The sequence below is a fragment of the Pseudomonas sp. RIT409 genome (genome assembly GCF_003052515.2).
GTDB lineage: Bacteria > Pseudomonadota > Gammaproteobacteria > Pseudomonadales > Pseudomonadaceae > Aquipseudomonas.
Genome location: NZ_QARE02000007.1, coordinates 76388 through 94088, shown reverse-complemented (window position 1 = coordinate 94088; position 17701 = coordinate 76388). Strand labels below are relative to the sequence as shown.

The 17701-nt window shown below is 59.8% G+C and carries 14 protein-coding genes; 11 read left to right on the top strand and 3 right to left on the bottom strand.

Going from position 1 to position 17701, the window contains the following annotated elements; all coding sequences use genetic code 11:
• Positions 1-184 precede the first annotated feature (184 nt).
• Both glnL and ntrC read left to right on the top strand, forming a co-directional pair.
• Complete coding sequence (glnL, locus tag DBP26_RS11095) at positions 185-1270, top strand: nitrogen regulation protein NR(II) (RefSeq protein ID WP_108237628.1); 1086 nt, start codon at positions 185-187, stop codon at positions 1268-1270.
• The gene (ntrC, locus tag DBP26_RS11090) at positions 1267-2703 is read left to right on the top strand and encodes a nitrogen regulation protein NR(I) (protein ID WP_108237627.1); all 1437 of its coding nucleotides are present in this window, start codon (positions 1267-1269) and stop codon (positions 2701-2703) included. Before glnL ends, ntrC begins: the two co-directional genes overlap by 4 nt.
• A 124-nt stretch (positions 2704-2827) precedes the next feature.
• Here ntrC and mgrA read toward each other — a convergent pair whose 3' ends face one another.
• Positions 2828-3865, bottom strand: a complete 1038-nt coding sequence (mgrA, locus tag DBP26_RS11085) for an L-glyceraldehyde 3-phosphate reductase (RefSeq protein ID WP_108237626.1) — start codon at positions 3863-3865, stop codon at positions 2828-2830.
• A 133-nt stretch (positions 3866-3998) separates the two neighbouring features.
• Between mgrA and DBP26_RS11080 the strand changes: the two genes are divergently transcribed.
• Entirely contained in the window at positions 3999-4916 is a 918-nt protein-coding gene (locus DBP26_RS11080) for a LysR family transcriptional regulator (RefSeq protein ID WP_108237625.1), read from the top strand.
• Positions 4917-4947: 31 nt separating this feature from the next.
• Here the strand turns inward: DBP26_RS11080 and betT are convergent, their stop codons facing one another.
• Positions 4948-6942 (bottom strand): choline transporter BetT, encoded by a 1995-nt coding sequence (betT, locus tag DBP26_RS11075; RefSeq protein WP_108237624.1) that lies wholly within the window; start codon positions 6940-6942, stop codon positions 4948-4950.
• A gap of 486 nt (positions 6943-7428) precedes the next feature.
• Entirely contained in the window at positions 7429-8373 is a 945-nt protein-coding gene (epsC, locus tag DBP26_RS11070; RefSeq protein ID WP_108237800.1) for a serine O-acetyltransferase EpsC, read from the bottom strand.
• A gap of 216 nt (positions 8374-8589) precedes the next feature.
• Between epsC and DBP26_RS11065 the strand changes: the two genes are divergently transcribed.
• The 8 genes from DBP26_RS11065 to DBP26_RS11030 all read left to right on the top strand — a co-directional run bounded on the left by DBP26_RS11065 (position 8590) and on the right by DBP26_RS11030 (position 17657).
• On the top strand, positions 8590-9591 hold the full coding sequence (locus DBP26_RS11065) for a D-cysteine desulfhydrase (protein ID WP_108237623.1): 1002 nt from the start codon (positions 8590-8592) through the stop codon (positions 9589-9591).
• A 234-nt stretch (positions 9592-9825) separates the two neighbouring features.
• Positions 9826-10623 (top strand): cystine ABC transporter substrate-binding protein, encoded by a 798-nt coding sequence (gene tcyJ, locus DBP26_RS11060; protein WP_108237622.1) that lies wholly within the window; start codon positions 9826-9828, stop codon positions 10621-10623.
• Positions 10620-11288 (top strand): cystine ABC transporter permease, encoded by a 669-nt coding sequence (tcyL, locus tag DBP26_RS11055; RefSeq protein WP_108237621.1) that lies wholly within the window; start codon positions 10620-10622, stop codon positions 11286-11288. The genes tcyJ and tcyL overlap by 4 nt, the downstream gene beginning before the upstream one ends.
• A 3-nt stretch (positions 11289-11291) precedes the next feature.
• Positions 11292-12035, top strand: coding sequence for an L-cystine ABC transporter ATP-binding protein TcyN (tcyN, locus tag DBP26_RS11050; protein WP_108237620.1), 744 nt, complete (start codon positions 11292-11294; stop codon positions 12033-12035).
• A 546-nt stretch (positions 12036-12581) separates the two neighbouring features.
• Complete coding sequence (locus DBP26_RS11045) at positions 12582-13316, top strand: hypothetical protein (RefSeq protein ID WP_108237619.1); 735 nt, start codon at positions 12582-12584, stop codon at positions 13314-13316.
• Positions 13317-13795: 479 nt separating this feature from the next.
• Entirely contained in the window at positions 13796-15037 is a 1242-nt protein-coding gene (locus DBP26_RS11040; RefSeq protein ID WP_108237618.1) for an SfnB family sulfur acquisition oxidoreductase, read from the top strand.
• A 23-nt stretch (positions 15038-15060) separates the two neighbouring features.
• The gene (locus DBP26_RS11035) at positions 15061-16275 is read left to right on the top strand and encodes an SfnB family sulfur acquisition oxidoreductase (RefSeq protein WP_177411043.1); all 1215 of its coding nucleotides are present in this window, start codon (positions 15061-15063) and stop codon (positions 16273-16275) included.
• Positions 16275-17657: an LLM class flavin-dependent oxidoreductase gene (locus DBP26_RS11030; protein ID WP_108237617.1), complete on the top strand. Its 1383-nt coding sequence runs from the start codon at positions 16275-16277 to the stop codon at positions 17655-17657. The genes DBP26_RS11035 and DBP26_RS11030 overlap by 1 nt, the downstream gene beginning before the upstream one ends.
• The last annotated feature ends 44 nt before the right edge of the window (positions 17658-17701 follow it).

The window sequence follows — 17701 nt, the reverse complement described above, 5'->3', positions numbered from 1 at the left end:
CTGACGGTGCAAAAAAAGTCCGAAATGCGTCATCGGGCGCTTCTTTTCGGAGCCTTGGTTTGGTTTTTGCAATCTCATGAGCCAAGCACCGTATCAGCGGCTATCCACGCTGGCGAAGACCAAACAGAGCCTGCACGTTTGGGCCCCTTCCCGTGCAATGTGCCAAAAGAGGTCAACGAAATTCATGACGATCAGCGATACGTTGCACCGATTGCTACTCGACAACCTGACCACTGCCACGATTCTGCTCAACGCGGACCTTCGCCTGGAATACATGAATCCAGCGGCTGAGATGCTGCTGGCAATCAGCGGTCAGCGCAGCCATGGACAATTCATCAGTGAATTGTTCACCGAATCCGCCGAAGCCCTCAGCTCGCTTCGTCAGGCGGTCGAACAGGCGCATCCGTTCACCAAGCGTGAGGCGATGCTGACCGCGTTGACCGGCCAGACGTTGACGGTCGATTATGCCGTCACGCCTATCCTGGCACCGGGGCAGACCATGCTGCTGCTGGAAGTCCACCCGCGTGACCGTCTGCTGCGCATCACCAAGGAAGAGGCCCAACTCTCCAAGCAGGAAACCACCAAAATGCTGGTGCGTGGCCTGGCGCACGAAATAAAGAACCCGCTGGGCGGCATTCGTGGCGCCGCGCAGTTGCTTGCCAGAGAGTTGCCGGAAGAAAGCCTCAAGGATTACACCAACGTCATCATTGAAGAGGCCGACCGCCTGCGCAATCTGGTGGACCGCATGCTCGGCTCCAACAAGCTGCCGTCGCTGGCGATGACCAACGTTCACGAAGTGCTGGAGCGCGTCTGCAGTCTGGTAGAGGCGGAAAGCCAGGGCTGCATCACCTTGGTGCGCGACTACGACCCGAGTATCCCGGACGTATTGATCGACCGCGACCAGATGGTCCAGGCAGTACTTAACATTGTGCGCAACGCCATGCAGGCGATCAGCGGCCAAAATGAACTGCGCCTAGGGCGCATCAGTCTGCGTACCCGTGCCATGCGCCAATTCACGATTGGTCATGTGCGCCACCGATTGGTGAGCAAGATCGAAATCATCGACAACGGTCCCGGCATACCGCCGGAGCTTCAGGAAACCATTTTTTACCCCATGGTCAGCGGCCGCCCGGATGGCACCGGGCTGGGCCTTGCCATCACCCAGAACATCATCAGTCAGCACCAGGGGCTGATCGAGTGTGAAAGCCATCCCGGCCACACCACCTTCTCGATCTTCCTGCCGCTGGAACAAGGAGCAGCTTCGACATGAGCCGTAGTGAAACTGTCTGGATCGTCGACGACGACCGTTCCATCCGCTGGGTATTGGAAAAGGCCTTGCAACAAGAAGGCATGACCACTCAGAGCTTCGACAGCGCTGACGGTGTGATGAGCCGCTTGGCGCGTCAGCAGCCAGACGTGATCATTTCCGATATTCGCATGCCCGGTGCCAGCGGCCTGGACCTGTTGGCGCGAATCCGCGAGCTGCATCCGCGGCTGCCGGTCATCATCATGACGGCCCATTCCGATCTGGACAGTGCCGTGGCGTCCTATCAAGGCGGTGCCTTCGAGTACCTGCCCAAGCCATTCGACGTCGATGAAGCGGTTTCGCTGGTCAAACGAGCCAATCAACATGCTCAGGAACAGCAGGGGATGGACGTTGCGCCAGCCCTGACCCGCACGCCCGAGATCATCGGTGAAGCGCCAGCGATGCAGGAAGTGTTTCGCGCCATCGGGCGTTTGAGTCACTCCAACATCACCGTGTTGATCAACGGCGAGTCAGGTACTGGTAAAGAACTGGTGGCCCACGCCCTGCATCGCCACAGCCCGCGCTCGGCCTCGCCGTTCATTGCGCTGAACATGGCGGCAATCCCCAAGGACTTGATGGAGTCCGAGCTGTTCGGTCATGAAAAAGGGGCGTTCACGGGCGCCGCCAACTTGCGCCGAGGCCGTTTCGAACAGGCTGACGGCGGAACGCTGTTCCTTGACGAAATCGGCGACATGCCGGCCGATACGCAGACACGCCTGCTGCGCGTGCTGGCCGATGGCGAATTTTATCGCGTGGGCGGCCATGTGCCGGTCAAGGTGGACGTTCGAATCATCGCCGCCACCCACCAGAATCTGGAAACCCTGGTCCAGGCGGGCAAGTTTCGTGAAGACTTGTTCCATCGCCTGAACGTCATCCGTATCCACATTCCACGCCTGTCGGACCGCCGCGAAGACATCCCGACCCTGGCCAAGCATTTCCTCAGTCGCGCCGCGCAGGAACTGGCGGTCGAGCCGAAATTGCTCAAAGCCGAGACTGAGGAATACCTCAAACACTTGCCGTGGCCGGGCAACGTACGTCAGTTGGAAAACACCTGCCGCTGGATCACCGTCATGGCGTCCGGTCGCGAAGTGCACATCAGCGACCTCCCGCCAGAGTTGCTGAGCCTGCCGCAGGACGCTGCACCGGTGACCAATTGGGAGCAGGCACTGCGTCAGTGGGCCGACCAGGCACTGGCCCGTGGTCAGTCCAGCCTGCTCGACAGCGCTGTGCCGACGTTCGAACGCATCATGATCGAAACCGCCCTGAAGCACACCGCAGGCCGCCGTCGCGACGCCGCCGTGCTGCTGGGGTGGGGCCGCAACACCTTGACCCGCAAGATCAAGGAGTTGGGCATGAAGATCGATGGTGGGGAAGATGACGAGGGGGATGAGGGTTAATCCCCCTGGCAGGCGCGTCGCCCTGTAGGAGCGCGCTTGCCCGCGACCGAGGTGTGTCAGACACCTACATACTGCCTGATACACCGCAGTCGCGGGCAAGCGCGCTCCTACTAAAGCAATCGCATCACTCAGCCGACGACGGCTTTTCCCACAGGTTAATCCCGCCTTCCACCGCAAACCGGTCGATCTCGACCAGCTCCTCCTGGCTGAACGCAAGATTGTCCAGCGCAGCGACGTTTTCGATAATCTGTTCAGGACGGCTGGCCCCGATCAGCGCCGACGTCACCCGCGGATCTCGCAGCGTCCAGGCCAAGGCCATTTGCGCCAGGCTCTGACCGCGACGTTTGGCTATCTCGTTCAACGCCCTGACGTGCTCGATGTTCTTTTCTGAAAGGTGCGAGGCTTGCAGCGAGCCACCTCCAGGGCGATTGACCCGCGCGTCTTTCGGAATGCCGTTGAGGTATTTGTCGGAAAGCAGGCCCTGAGCAAGCGCCGTGAAGGCAATCACGCCCGCGCCCAACTCATCGGTGGTCTCCAGCAGATCCTTCTCCACCCAACGGTTGAGCAGGTTGTACGCGGGCTGATGAATCAGCAGTGGCACTTTCCATTCTTTGAGCAAGCCGGCGATCTCTCGGGTCTTGGCACCGGAATAGGACGAAATGCCGATGTACAGCGCCTTGCCCTGCTGCACCGCAGTGGCGAGCGCACCTGCCGTTTCTTCCAGAGGCGTGTCCGGGTCGAAGCGATGGGAATAGAAGATGTCGACGTAATCCAGTCCCATTCGCTGCAGACTCTGATCGAGACTGGCCAGCACATATTTGCGTGAACCGCCGCCTTGACCATAAGGACCGGGCCACATGTCCCAGCCGGCCTTTGTGGAAATGATCAGTTCGTCGCGATATTGCCTGAAGTCCTCTCGCAGCAGGCGGCCGAAGTTGACCTCGGCACTGCCGTAAGGCGGCCCATAGTTATTGGCGAGGTCGAAGTGGTTGATCCCCAGGTCGAACGCGGTTCGGAGCATCGCACGCTGGGTGTCCATCGGGGTGCTGTCACCGAAGTTGTGCCACAGCCCCATCGACAGCGCAGGCAGCACCAGGCCGCTGCGGCCTACCCGGCGATAAGGAACGCGTTCGTAGCGATTTTCGGCAGCGATGTAGGTCATTCAATCCTCTCTTCTTTCGGAAGTGGCAGGTGAGCGATAAGGCGAGCCAATGGATAAGCGATAAAACGAGTATATTCAGCCCTTACAACCGCCGAAAAATGCTTTATTCCTCTCGCTGGTATCGGGTTCTGATATGGATATGCGTCAGCTCAATGCGTTCATCGCCGTGTTCGAGGAACGCAACATCACCTCCGCCGCACAGCGCCTGTACACCAGCCAGCCAACCCTGTCGGTAACGATCCGCCAGTTGGAGGAGGCACTCGGCACGACGCTGTTCGAGCGCTTGCCCCGAGGCGTTGAGGTCACGGACGATGCCCGGACACTTTATCCACAAGCGCGCCGATTGCTGGCGGAAGCTCAGGCATTGACGCATCAGTTCCGTCAACGCAATGACCGATTGGCGCTGGAAATTGGCGTGGAAAACGAAATCGCTGCCCGTCATCTGGAAGCCTTTCTCGTCATGGCCTACAGAGCGGTTCCGAATCTGCTGTTGACGCTGCAGGAGGGTTGCAGCGGCGATGCGCGTCTGTCAGTGGAGGAAGACTGCTGCGAAGACGAACTGTTTTTGCCATTGTGGGAAGAGCCATTCGTACTGGCGCTTCCAGTGACTCATCCGCTGGCCGATCACCCTCATCTGGACGAGGCGCAATTGAGCAACGTGCCGTGGATCACCTGCCCATCGCACCCCTCTCATCAACGCTTGATGGAGGTGTACAACCGCAACTCGGGCTCGGTGGCGGCCACCGCTGGGTCCCTGACGCTGGCATTGCGGTTGGTCGCCGCCGGTGCAGGGTTGGCAATGCTGCCAGAGTCGATGGTCAGCCACCAACCCGGCGTGATCACACGAACGGCCCGCGCGCCCAGCCTCATACGCCGGGTGGGTTTGTGCTACGCGGCACAGGCGCTCGATACGCCTGCGCTGCGGCTGCTGCACACCCATCTGCAAGCACCCCACGCCTTGGATGCGCCAGCGCTGCAAGAACAGCAGGCCGCGTTCGCCAAAGCAAGCTCAATCACAAAGGCTGACGCCCAGGCGCAGACGTTGCGCTGACTGCCTGATCCATTTCGTGAGAGCCGGCCGGTCAACGCACCAGATGCAAGAACTGCATGTGCCGCTCGTATTGGTCGAGGATGTCGTTGATCACTTGCTCCTTGGTGTAGCCCACCAGGTCGTAATCCTGGCTGCCCTCGCTCAAATGCACCTCTGCTCGGTAATACCGGCGATTGTTGAGTTGCTTGGAGCCCATTCCGGCACGCGCGAACGACGGCGTGAAGTAACCGCGCATCGCGACCTGATAGATGAACGGCCGCTCTTCACCGTGGCCGATTTCCAACCCTACCGTGTGGCTCGCCGGATCAGGCTGGGTAACGACGCTCAGGCCCTTCTCCTGAAAGACCGCCGTGACGTCTTCGATGGCTGGTCGCACCGTCTGATCGAGAAAACGATAGACCTCGTCACGGGAGGGGAAATGCACCGCCTGGCTGAGGCGTTGACGCCAGCCTCCACGCCGGGCACCGGAGACTGGCGCCAGGGAATAAAGCTGAGCGATTTGCCGCTGCGACTCCATGTAAAACGCTTTGTGCAGCCCCCACATCATCGTCAGCAAAATCAGCGAGAACGGCAGCGAAGTGAGTACGACCGCTGACTTCAAGGCATCGATACTGCCCGAAAACAGCAAGCCGCTGGTAATGAGTGCCGTCATCACACCCCAGAACACACGCAGCCACTTGGGCCCATCTTCATCAGCGCTACCGCCTTTGGCTGAGAGGGTTGAAAGTACGACGGTGCCCGAGTCTGCCGAGGTGACAAAGAAAACGAAGCTGATGAACACCGTGACGGCAATGACGGTTTTGCTCCACGGGTAATTCTGCAGCATCAGGTAGAGGGTCGTGGAAGGGTCCTCGATGGCAGACACCCCAAGTGCCGCCATGCCATGGTTGAGCACCAGATCAAGCGCGCTGTTACCGAAAATCGACATCCAGGCCAAGGTGAAGCCCAGCGGGATCAGCAAGACACCGAAAACGAACTCGCGGATGGTTCGGCCACGGGAAATGCGGGCGATGAACAGCCCGACGAACGGCGACCACGCGATCCACCAGGCCCAATAAAACACGGTCCACCCACCCAGCCAGTCACTTGGGCCGTTGTAGGCGTACACGTCAAAGCTCTTGACCGGCAATGCGCCGAGGTAATCGCCGACGTTCTGCACCAAGGTATTGAGCAGGTATTGAGTCGGCCCTGCAAACAAGACGAACAGCAGCAGCGCGCAAGCGAGCAGCATGTTGATGTCCGACATGACCCGCACGCCCTTATCGACCCCAGCCACCGCAACGATGATCGCGGCGCCCATCATCAGCGTGATCAGCCCGACCTGAACCCAATGGGTGTGGGCCACGCCGAACAGGTAATCCAAGCCGGAATTGAGGTGCAGTACGCCGAACCCCATGTCGGCACCCAGGCCGAAAACGGTGGCGATGATGCCGAATCCGTCAACGGCATAGCCGATGGGCCCGTTGATCCGCTTGCCGATCAGCGGGTAGAGGGCCGAACGCAGCGCCAGCGGAAGGTTGTGACGATAAGCGAAATAGGCCAGCGCCATGCCAACGAAGGCGAAAACGCCCCAGCCGTGCAGGCCCCAGTGGAGAAACAGCAGCTGCATCGCTTGCCGCGCCGACTCGGTCGTGCCTCCTTCGCCCTGCGGAGGTTGCAGCATGTGGGTCAGGGGTTCGGAGACGCAGAAGAAGAACAGCGTGATGCTGATACCCGCCGCGAACAGCATCCCGGCCCAGGACAGGTAACTGAACTCGGGTTGGTCGTGATCGGCACCGAGCTTGATCTTCCCGTAGCCGGACAGCGCGGTGACCACCACGAACAGCAAGTAAACCGTCATCGCCAGCATGTAGTACCAGCCAACGGTGTTGGCGGCCCAGTTCTGCGCGGCAAGGAGCCACTGGCCTGCTGCGTCCGGATAACGGATGACGATCAGTCCGAACAGCAGGATGAAACTGGCAGCGAAGTAGAAAACAGGCCCATTCATGCGGACCGACGCGCTGGTTTGCGCGCTCGACGCACTCATGAATCTGTCCTCAGCGTAACGAGTGAAACGTTCATGCAGAGCAAATACGGCAAGGGTAGGCCTCCTGGTCTGAAGGGCAGCGAACCACCGGTTTAACTTGATTGAACGTTCAATTAAAACATGAAAAGGGAGCTGAGGACCAATTTGGGAGACCGAACGGGCCCACACCGAAGGCTGGACTGTAGGAGCGCGCTTGCCCGCGACAGCGTTGTGTCAGGCAACAGATTTATCGTAGATACACCTCAATCGCGGGCAAGCGCGCTCCTACGGGGTGCAATGGCGGGGTTATTTTTGCGCCGTCACCCTGTTGCAGATGGGCTTGGTTCACAAGGGAGCTGAGGACCCATTGGGGAGGCCGAACGGGCCCACACCGAAGGCTGGACTGTAGGAGCGCGCTTGCCCGCGACAGCGTTGTGTCAGGCAACAGATACCGCAGATACACCGCAATCGCGGGCAAGCGCGCTCCTACAGCGGGTAATGGTGGTGTTACTTTTGCGCGCCGTCATCATGTTGCAGATTGGCCTGGTTCACATTGCTGCCCGGCGGTACGCCGCGCGTCAACCAGACGTTGCCGCCGATGGTCGAGCCTTTGCCGATGGTGATGCGCCCCAGAATGGTCGCTCCGGCATAAATCACCACGTCGTCCTCGACAATCGGATGGCGCGCGTGTCCTTTCTGCAACTGGCCGTCTTCGTCTGCGGGAAAGCGCTTCGCTCCGAGGGTCACCGCTTGGTAAATCCTCACCCGTTCGCCGATGATCGCCGTCTCGCCGATCACCACACCTGTCCCGTGATCGATGAAGAAACTGGGTCCGATCTGCGCGCCGGGGTGAATGTCGATCCCGGTGGCCGAATGCGCCAGCTCCGAACTGATACGGGCCAATAGTGGCAGACCGTTGTTATAGAGATGGTGCGCCAGGCGGTGATGGATCACTGCCAGGATTCCGGGGTAGCACAGCAGCACCTCATCGACAGTTCGCGCGGCCGGATCGCCGTGATAGGCCGCCAGCACGTCGGTGTCGAGCATGCGACGGATAGCGGGCAGTGCGCTGGCGAAGTCCTGAATCAGCCGTTCGGCATGAACATCCGCGCAACTGGCGTCTTCACCCCGCTGGCGCGCCACATAGCGCAACTCGAGGCGGGCCTGACCCAACAAAGAATTGAGCGCCACGTCCAGGGTGTGCCCGACATAGAAGTCCTCACTTTCTTCACGCAGGTCCACCGGACCCAGGCGCATGGGGAACAATGCGCCACACAATGCTTCAAGAATGTCCCGGAGCGCTTCACGCGAAGGCAGCTCGCGGCCGCCCTTCTCCCCGCTGACACGACCGTTACGAGTGCGCCACTCATCGCGCGCCGCACGCAACTCACCGACAATCCGCTGCAACTGCCAGTGGCCGGTCACGCCTTCGGCACAGGTTTCTGGAGACAGCTCAGGACTAGTGCTCACGCAGATTTCTCCTCAGTTCAACGGCTCGTCAGGCTGGACATCGCCGAGATCGAATCACTCTACGGCAAACAAAACGGGCAAAAAAATAACAATTTTCGTGCGGCTATAGCTTGAGCGGCCTTAGGAACAGGCCGGTTGCCCTGTGTGAAGCGTCTGCCTATAGTCCAGCGACTCACTCGACGACGCATCAATAAGCACATGATCAGACAACAGCTCGACCGTTTTGACCGCCTGGAACTGCTGACCGCTCCTACACCACTGGAAAAGCTCGAGCGTCTTTCGGCCTGGGCGGGCCGCGATGTTTATGTGAAGCGCGACGACCTCACGCCTTTGGCACTGGGCGGCAACAAACTGCGCAAGCTCGAATACCTGGCAGCCGATGCACTGGCCCAGGGCGCGGACACGCTGATTACCGCCGGCGCGATCCAGTCCAACCATGTTCGGCAGACCGCTGCACTGGCCGCGAAACTGGGTTTGGGTTGCGTCGCGCTGCTCGAAAACCCGCTCGCTACAGACGACAGCAATTACCTCGAAAACGGCAACCGTCTCCTGCTGGACCTGTTCGACGCGCGCGTCGAATTGGTCGAAAGCCTCGATAACGCCGACGAACTGCTCAACGCGCTGGCGGCCCGTTTGAGCGCCAGCGGGAAGAAGCCCTACCTCGTTCCTATCGGTGGGTCCAGCCCAGTGGGGGCATTGGGCTATGTGCGTGCTGGCTTCGAGCTGGCCGAGCAAATTCGCCAGTCGGGTCGAGACTTCGCGGCGCTTGTGCTGGCCTCGGGAAGTGCCGGGACTCACAGTGGCATGGGGCTGGCGCTCGCGGAGGCGTTGCCGCAATTGCCCGTGATTGGCGTCACCGTTTCGCGCGCGACAGACGCTCAGGCCCCGAAAGTTCAAGAATTGGCAGCGCGCACCGCGCAACTGTTGGGAGAGCCGGTGCCGAACGCGTTCACTGTGCGTCTGTGGGACGAATATTACGGTCCGCGGTATGGCGAACCGAACGCGGGAACACTGGCTGCAGTGAAGCTGGTCGCGAGTCAGGAAGGGCTGCTGCTGGACCCGGTCTACACCGGCAAGGCCATGGCCGGTCTTTTGGACGGCATGGGTCGCCAACGCTTCGAGGACGGGCCGATCATTTTCCTGCACACCGGCGGCGCCCCCGCATTGTTTGCTTACCCGAAGGTTTTTTCAGAGCGGTGACGCCCGGTTGTCCAAGAGACGCGTGCAATTCCCCCGTATCGACGTTATGCAAAAATTAGCTAAAGGCAACTTTTTTAATTCTTTTTAAACGCGTGCCTCTGCTTTTATGATCGCCGCCAGCCGCTTCGGCGACATCGGGCAGGCCACTGAAAAAGCTGGCTAAAGCCGCGAGGGCACAGTAGCTTCGTCAGGTCTGAGGCGCACCTGACATTCCAATTAAAACAGGGGACTTACATGAATATGTCTGCAATACGCCGCACCTTTCTGCTGTCGGCCTTCAGCCTGGTGCTCGGCACCGGCCTGGTGAGCCACGCTGTCGCTGGCGAGCAACTGGATGCCATCAAGAAGAATGGCACGCTCAAAGTGGGCCTGGAAGGCACGTATCCGCCATTCAGCTTCGTCGGGGAAGATGGCAAGCTCACCGGTTTCGAAGTCGAGTTTTCCGAAGCGCTGGCCAAGGAACTGGGCGTCAAGGCCACGCTTACTGCAACCCCATGGGCAGGCATTCTTGCGGCACTGGAGTCCAAGCGTCTGGACGTAGTGATCAATCAGGTGACCATTTCTGACGAGCGCAAGAAGAAGTACGACTTCTCCGAGCCGTACACCATTTCCGGCATTCAGGCGCTGGTGCAATCCAAGGACGCAGGCAAGTTCAAGACCGCCAACGACCTGACCGGCGCAAAAGTCGGTGTGGGCCTGGGCACCAACTATGAGGAATGGCTCAAAGCTAACGTGCCTGGTGCCATCGTCAAAACCTACGACGACGACCCGACCAAGTACCAGGACCTGCGTGTAGGCCGCATCGACGCCATTCTGGTCGACCGTCTGGCCGCGCTGGAGCTGATTGCCAAGACCAAAGACAAGCTGGTTTTGTCCGGTGAACCCTTCTCCCGTCAGGAAGCAGGTATTGCACTGCGCAAAGGCGACCCCGAACTGCTGAGCGCGATCAACAAGGCGATCGACAAGCTGCGTGCCGACGGCATCCTCGCCAAGCTGTCCGAGAAGTACTTCAAGGCTGACGTGACCAAATGATTCCAGAGAGCCTTCAGCTCGCGCTGGACTCCGCGCCTTTTCTGCTCAGGGGCGCGTATTACACCGTGGGCCTGAGCCTGGGTTCGATGTTTTTCGGGTTGGTGCTGGGCTTCGGCCTGGCACTGATGCGTCTGTCGAAAGTCTGGGTGATCAGTGCCATCGCCCGGGTTTACGTTTCGTTCTTTCGCGGCACGCCCCTACTGGTTCAGCTGTTCATGATTTATTACGGCCTGCCGGATCTGGGCATCGAGCTGGATGCCATCACGGCAGCGCTGATCGGCCTGTCCTTGAACATGGCCGCTTACGCTTGTGAAATCCTGCGGGCCGCCATTGGCGCGGTGGACAAGGGTCAGTGGGAGGCGGCGGCCAGTATTGGCATGACGCGGGCCCAGACCATGCGTCGGGCAATCCTGCCCCAAGCGGCGCGGACGGCGTTGCCTCCACTGGGCAACAGCTTCATTTCACTGGTCAAGGACACCGCCATGGCCGCCACCATTCAGGTGCCGGAAGTGTTCCGACAGGCCCAACTGATCTCGTCACGCACGCTGGAAGTCTTCACGATGTACTTCACTGTCGCGGTGATCTACTGGGTGCTCTGCACGGTGCTCGCGCATTTCCAGAACCGACTGGAAGCTCGGGCCAACCGCCATGACGTGGAGTCTTGAGGCATGATTACCGTTGAAAAGCTGACCAAGGAATTCAAAGGCAATCAGGTCCTCAAGGGGATCGATTTGAAGGTCGAGCCCGGTGAGGTCGTCGCGATCATCGGCCCCAGCGGGTCGGGGAAAACCACCTTTCTGCGCTGTCTGAATTTCCTCGAGGAGCCCACCAGCGGCACTGTGGTCGTAGGCGACATCAAAATCGACGGCAACCGCCCACTGGCCCAGCAAGCGGGGCTGATTCGCCAGTTGCGCCAGCACGTGGGCTTCGTATTCCAGAACTTCAATCTGTTTCCCCACCGGACGGCGCTCGAGAACGTCATCGAAGGCCCGACCGTCGTTAAAAAGCTCCCCCGTGAGCAGGCAGTGGCGCTGGGGCGTGAGCTGCTCGCGAAAGTGGGCCTGTCAGGCAAGGAGGACGCCTACCCTCGTCGTCTGTCCGGGGGTCAGCAACAGCGGGTTGCGATTGCCCGGGCGTTGGCCATGGAGCCTGAAGTCATTCTGTTCGACGAACCGACCTCTGCCCTCGATCCCGAACTCGTCGGTGAAGTATTGAGCACCATTCGAGCGCTGGCCGAAGAGCAGCGCACAATGATCATCGTGACCCACGAAATGAAGTTCGCCCGGGACGTTGCCAATCGCGTGGTGTTCATCGACAAGGGAGTGATTGTGGAACAAGGCAACGCCAAAGATCTGTTCGCGAATCCCAGGGAAGAACGTACAAGACAGTTTCTCGAACGAAGCCGGAATTAGTCCTACAACATGTGTTTTAACTACGGCGCTTTCAAGCGCCGTTTTCTTTTCCTCCAACATTTGGAAACGGTGTAAACCTTCGGGTATTTAACCGGCTCGCGCCGGCTTTTTTAGACTTCTTATCGACTCTTTCAATAAACCGCTCACTGAAGGGCGAGGAGTCATTCGCAATCTTCATCGCCCGACTTTTAAACCCGCGTCGCCGTGTCTTTTCAGGTTTGATTCAATAACCCCTCGGTTTAGTCATCACATCAAGTAGGGCAAGCCCCGTATTTCCAGCGTTTCACCCTACTGCGCCGTAGGAATTGTCTATTTATTTCAATAACGATTTTTTACATCTGCGCCTTTATTGACAGATGTGTGGCAACACAATTAGCTGAATATCCAACAGCGTCCTTTATATCTCGACTTAAGCAAGCCCGAAATTGGAACCATTTGTATGGTTTGCCAACGATGCTCATCGGACGTGTACTAACAACATCTATCCAAAGCGCTCGCGGCCAACTGCACGCCGAGCATGGTCGATTATTCAGTGAGGGTAAGCAGATGATCAAAACTCCTGTCACTCAGACACCATTACAGCTTTTCGCCCCTTATTTGCCGCAATCGAACAGGCAAGGCATCGGGGCGTTGGCGGCTAATCGCCTGCTAGTGAACATAGACCCATACCCGGAAATGGAAAGCGGAGACCTGATCGAACTTTTCTGGGGTGATTGCTATGTTGCGTCGACTCTTCTGTCAGAGTCCGACATTGGCAATACAACTGTCCTACATGTTCCGCAAAGCTTTCTACAAAGCGGTAAGGTCAAGACTTACTACCGCGTCACGAAAATAGGCAGCGAGCCTGTGCAATCCCCCGGCCGAAAAATCTGGGTCAAGCTGGAAACGCCCGGCGGCCATCTGGTCAGCAGTGATGGAGAAGAAAATCAGGGGCTGGCCCCGGTGGTGTTTCCTGGAAACCTGCAAGAGACAGGGCTGACCTCTCGGCACTTGAGAGAGGGCATCGACATCGTCATCGAGCGCTATCCGCATATGGCGGTCTACGATGAGATCACGCTGCGCTGGGGAGACCGACGCATGGACTTCCCCGCACTGACTGAACATCAGGTCGGCACCGCCATCACGCTTCACGTACCGGGCGCGCTGATTCGGGAAGCCGGTGAAGACGATCAGCAGGAGGTGACTTACTGCATCATCGACCGCGTGGGAAACAACTCCCTTTGGGCGCCGCCGCGCGCCATCAGGGTCTGCATGTCTGACAAGGCAGGGATTGAACGCTGAATCAGGCTGACCGGCGATGCACTGTCGCGGCCATGCGTTTTTCGCCGCGACGCCCATTCTGGCACTGAAGACGTGACGCACGCCGCAGATCCGCTCTGCCAAAGAAGGATCCCACAAATCCCATCATGCCCTTCCTACGGCTACTCACACGTTCATCCATCGGCCGCTGCTAGCCTCAGCAAAAGGGTTAACGGGGGACTCGTCATGCACTGCCGGCATATCGTCAAGTACATGGTTTTGCTGATGCTGTTTGGTTCCTGCCTCACCTGGGCGGGGCATCTGGCGGGCTGTCCATGCCTGTGCAGCCCTTCTATGCTTATTCCCAAATGTGAGTTTATTTAGTTTTTATACACGCTTAAGGTATATGAACCGGACCACCGGACCATCATCAACTTTCTTGTCGCTCAGGCGACGTTGATTCGAGGTTCAGATGGTCACGCACAACCACCCCAGTGCTTCCGCTCGCGAAGGTCACCACCATGACTGAGCTGAGCACCCTTGCCGTCCAGCACCCCCTGGACGTAGCCCCTGCCCTACACCCTGCGAAAGTCCTGCGCGACGACGCCGAGGCGCTCGCGGCCGCACGGGACCTTGCCGCACAGGTTCGCCAGACGGCAGCCGCTCGCGATCGCGAACGCCAATTGCCGTGGGCAGAAATCGAAGCATTCACTCGCAGCGGGCTGGGAGGCATTGCGATACCTCGCGCTTTCGGCGGGGCCCAGGTCTCGTTCGAAACGATCGCCAAGGTATTTGCGATTCTTTCTGCCGCTGACCCGGCGGTGGGGCAGATCCCGCAGAATCAGTTCGGCATTCTGTATTCCCTGACTGGCAGCGCCAGCGAGGCGCAAAAGAAAGTCCTGTTCGACAGCGTGCTCAATGGCGCGCGAATCGGCAATGGCGGCCCCGAACGAGGCACGAAGAATACGCTCGACGTGAGAACGCGCCTGACCGCCGAGGGCGATCATTACCGGCTCAACGGCCGCAAGTTCTACTCGACCGGCGCCCTGTTCGCCCATTGGGTCGCGGTCAAGGCCATCAACGATGACGGCAGGCAAGTGCTGGTCTTCGTGCCTCGGGGTACGCCGGGGCTGCACATCATCGATGACTGGTCCGGTTTCGGACAGCGCACCACGGCCAGCGGCAGCGTGTTGCTGGAGAACGTACGCGTCAGCGGCGAATGGGTCATCGATAACTGGAAACTTGCACTTTCGCCGAACATACAGGGGGCGGTGTCCCAACTGATCCAGGCGGCCATCGACGCAGGGATCGCCCGAGAGGCCATCGACGAGAGCATCCATTTCGTTCGCGAGCGCTCCAGACCGTGGATTGACGCAAACGTCGAACGGGCCAGCGACGATCCGTATGTCATCGCCGACATCGGCAAATTGAAGCTGGACCTGCATGCGGCAGAAGCGCTGCTGTACAAGGCAGGGCGCGTGCTTGACGACATTGCAGCCAAACCGATCGACGAGCAATCCGCGGCCCGCGCTTCCATCGTCGTGGCGCAAGCCAAGGTCCTGACGACCGAGATTGCCCTGCTCGCCAGCGAGAAGCTGTTCGAACTGTCTGGCAGCCGCGCCACGCTGGCGGAGTTCAACCTCGACCGCCACTGGCGCAACGCCCGCGTCCACACCCTCCATGACCCGGTGCGCTGGAAAGTCCACGCGGTCGGCGCCTGGCATCTCAACGGCACCCTGCCCGCCCGTCACTCCTGGATCTGAACCAGACAACTGGAAGCACACGTATGAGCCTTCAACCTTTGCCGCTTGATCCGCAGGCGGCCACTTCGATCATCGAAGACGACACCCAGGCCCTGCAAACCGCCCACGCGTTGGCCCAGGCCTTCAAACAGCAGAGCGCTCTGCGCGACCGCGAACGGCGCCTGCCGCATGAGGAACTGGAGCAGTTTTCACGCTCCGGCCTGTGGGGCATCAGCGTACCGAAAGCGTTCGGCGGCGCGGGCGTCTCAAGCGTGACGCTGGCCGAAGTGATCCGCATCATCTCCGCCGCGGACGGCTCGCTGGGCCAGATTCCGCAAAACCATTTCTACACGCTCGAAGTCCTGCGGGTGAACGGCAGCCCCGAGCAGCAGAAGCGGCTGTATGCCGAGGTCCTCGCTGGCCAGCGGTTCGGCAATGCCCTGGCCGAACTGGGAACCAAAACCGCCCATGACCGCACCACGCGCTTGACCCGGGACGGCCAAGGCTGGCGCATCAACGGCCGCAAGTTTTACGCCACGGGCGCTCTCTACGCGCAGCGCATTCCAACGTCGGTGATCGACGAGAAGGGCATCCAGCAGCTTGCGTTCGTTGCGGCCGACGCCCAAGGTCTGACGGTGGTCGATGACTGGAGCGGCTTCGGCCAACGCACCACAGGCAGCGGCTCGGTGGTGTTCGACAATGTCTACGTCAACGACACAGACGTGATGCCGTTCCAAAGTGCGTTCGAGCGGCCGACCACGGTGGGCCCACTGGCGCAGATTCTTCATGCCGCCATCGACACCGGCATCGCCCGCGCCGCGTTCGAGGACGCGCTGCATTTTGTGCGTACGCGCACCCGGCCCTGGATCGATTCGGGTATCGAAAAGGCCGTCGACGATCCACTGACCCTGCACAGTTTCGGCAAACTCGGCATTCGCCTGCATGCCGCAGAAGCCTTACTTGAGCGGGCCGGGCAATACCTGGATCACGCACAAGCCCAGAGCACGGCCGAGAACGTGGCCGAAGCTTCGATTGCGGTCGCAGAGGCCCGCGCCATCAGCACCGAAATTTCCCTGGCGGCTGGTAGCACCTTGTTCGAACTGGCCGGTTCGCAATCGACGCTGGCCGAACATGGCCTGGACCGTCACTGGCGCAATGCGCGGGTGCACACGCTGCACGACCCTGTGCGGTGGAAGTACCACGCCATCGGCAACTTCTATTTGAACGACGTGAATCCGCCACGCCGGGGGACGATCTGATGGGCAAGAAAAAAATCCTGCTCAACGCGTTCAACATGAACTGCATCGGCCACATCAACCACGGTTTCTGGACCCATCCGCGAGACACGTCGACCCAGTACAAGACACTCGACTATTGGACAAAGCTTGCACAACTGCTGGAGCGCGGGCTGTTCGACGGACTGTTCATCGCGGACATCGTCGGTGTGTACGACGTCTATCAGAACTCCATCGACGTGACACTGAAAGAGTCGATCCAGTTGCCGGTCAACGATCCATTGCTGATGGTGTCGGCCATGGCCGCCGTCACCAAGCACCTGGGGTTCGGCCTGACTGCCAACCTGACCTATGAAGCGCCTTATCTGTTCGCCCGGCGCATGTCGACCCTCGATCACCTGACCCAGGGTCGCGTGGGTTGGAACATTGTCACGGGGTATCTGGACAGCGCTGCGAAGGCCATGGGGCTGACGCAGCAGATTGAACACGATCGCCGTTACGACCAGGCCGATGAGTACTTGGAAGTGCTCTACAAACTCTGGGAAGGCAGTTGGGCAGATGATGCGGTCATCGAAAACCGACAATCGCGCGTCTACGCCCAGGCCGCAAAGGTGCATAAGGTCAGGCATCGCGGCGAGTTCTACCAGGTCGAAGGCTATCACCTCTGCGAACCCTCCCCGCAACGCACGCCGGTTCTGTTTCAAGCGGGCAGTTCGGACCGCGGCTTGCAGTTCGCTGGGAATAACGCCGAGTGCGTATTCATCAGTGGGCAAAACAAGACAGCGACGCGGGAACAGGTCGACAGAGTGCGGGCCAGCGCGGTGGCCGCCGGACGTGATCCGGACGACATCAAGGTGTTCATGGGTCTGAACGTGATCGTCGGCGCAACCGAAGACGCCGCGCACGCACGGCATGCCGAATACCTGGCATACGCCAGCGCGGAAGCGGGGCTGGCGCACTTCGCGGCGTCGACCGGAATCGACTTCGCCAACTACGAACTCGGCGAGCCTATCCAGCACGTTAAAGGCAACGCCATTCAATCGGCGACGAAGATTCTCAGGAACAACGACTGGACCCGGCAAAAGTTGCTGGATCAGCACGCACTGGGCGGGCGCTACATCACGCTGGTGGGATCGCCCGAGCAGGTGGCCGACGAACTGGAATCGTGGATTGCCGAAACAGGCCTCGATGGCTTCAACCTGACCCGCATCGTGACCCCGGAAACCTATGAAGACTTCATCGACCTGGTGATCCCGGAGCTGCAGCGGCGCGGATCCTACAAGACCGCTTACGAGCACGGCACCTTACGCGAAAAGTTGTTTTCCGGGGCCTCGGCGAGGCTGCCTGAGCGGCATGCGGGAGCGCGGTATCGGTCCCGCGATTCAACAGACGCACTGGCCCCGTAGAAGCGCACGTGCCCGCGATCGCGATCTGCCGTGACAACGCTGGC

What these genes read in the sequence shown, in the direction of transcription:
- tcyL (WP_108237621.1), top strand. Translation starts at nt 10,620, where the DNA reads ATGATTCCAGAGAGCCTTCAGCTCGCGCTGGACTCCGCGCCTTTTCTG.
- mgrA (WP_108237626.1), bottom strand. Translation starts at nt 3,865, where the DNA reads ATGACCTACATCGCTGCCGAAAATCGCTACGAACGCGTTCCTTATCGC.
- glnL (WP_108237628.1), top strand. Translation starts at nt 185, where the DNA reads ATGACGATCAGCGATACGTTGCACCGATTGCTACTCGACAACCTGACC.
- tcyN (WP_108237620.1), top strand. Translation starts at nt 11,292, where the DNA reads ATGATTACCGTTGAAAAGCTGACCAAGGAATTCAAAGGCAATCAGGTC.
- tcyJ (WP_108237622.1), top strand. Translation starts at nt 9,826, where the DNA reads ATGAATATGTCTGCAATACGCCGCACCTTTCTGCTGTCGGCCTTCAGC.
- DBP26_RS11035 (WP_177411043.1), top strand. Translation starts at nt 15,061, where the DNA reads ATGAGCCTTCAACCTTTGCCGCTTGATCCGCAGGCGGCCACTTCGATC.
- DBP26_RS11080 (WP_108237625.1), top strand. Translation starts at nt 3,999, where the DNA reads ATGGATATGCGTCAGCTCAATGCGTTCATCGCCGTGTTCGAGGAACGC.
- DBP26_RS11065 (WP_108237623.1), top strand. Translation starts at nt 8,590, where the DNA reads ATGATCAGACAACAGCTCGACCGTTTTGACCGCCTGGAACTGCTGACC.
- ntrC (WP_108237627.1), top strand. Translation starts at nt 1,267, where the DNA reads ATGAGCCGTAGTGAAACTGTCTGGATCGTCGACGACGACCGTTCCATC.
- DBP26_RS11030 (WP_108237617.1), top strand. Translation starts at nt 16,275, where the DNA reads ATGGGCAAGAAAAAAATCCTGCTCAACGCGTTCAACATGAACTGCATC.
- DBP26_RS11040 (WP_108237618.1), top strand. Translation starts at nt 13,796, where the DNA reads ATGACTGAGCTGAGCACCCTTGCCGTCCAGCACCCCCTGGACGTAGCC.
- betT (WP_108237624.1), bottom strand. Translation starts at nt 6,942, where the DNA reads ATGAGTGCGTCGAGCGCGCAAACCAGCGCGTCGGTCCGCATGAATGGG.
- DBP26_RS11045 (WP_108237619.1), top strand. Translation starts at nt 12,582, where the DNA reads ATGATCAAAACTCCTGTCACTCAGACACCATTACAGCTTTTCGCCCCT.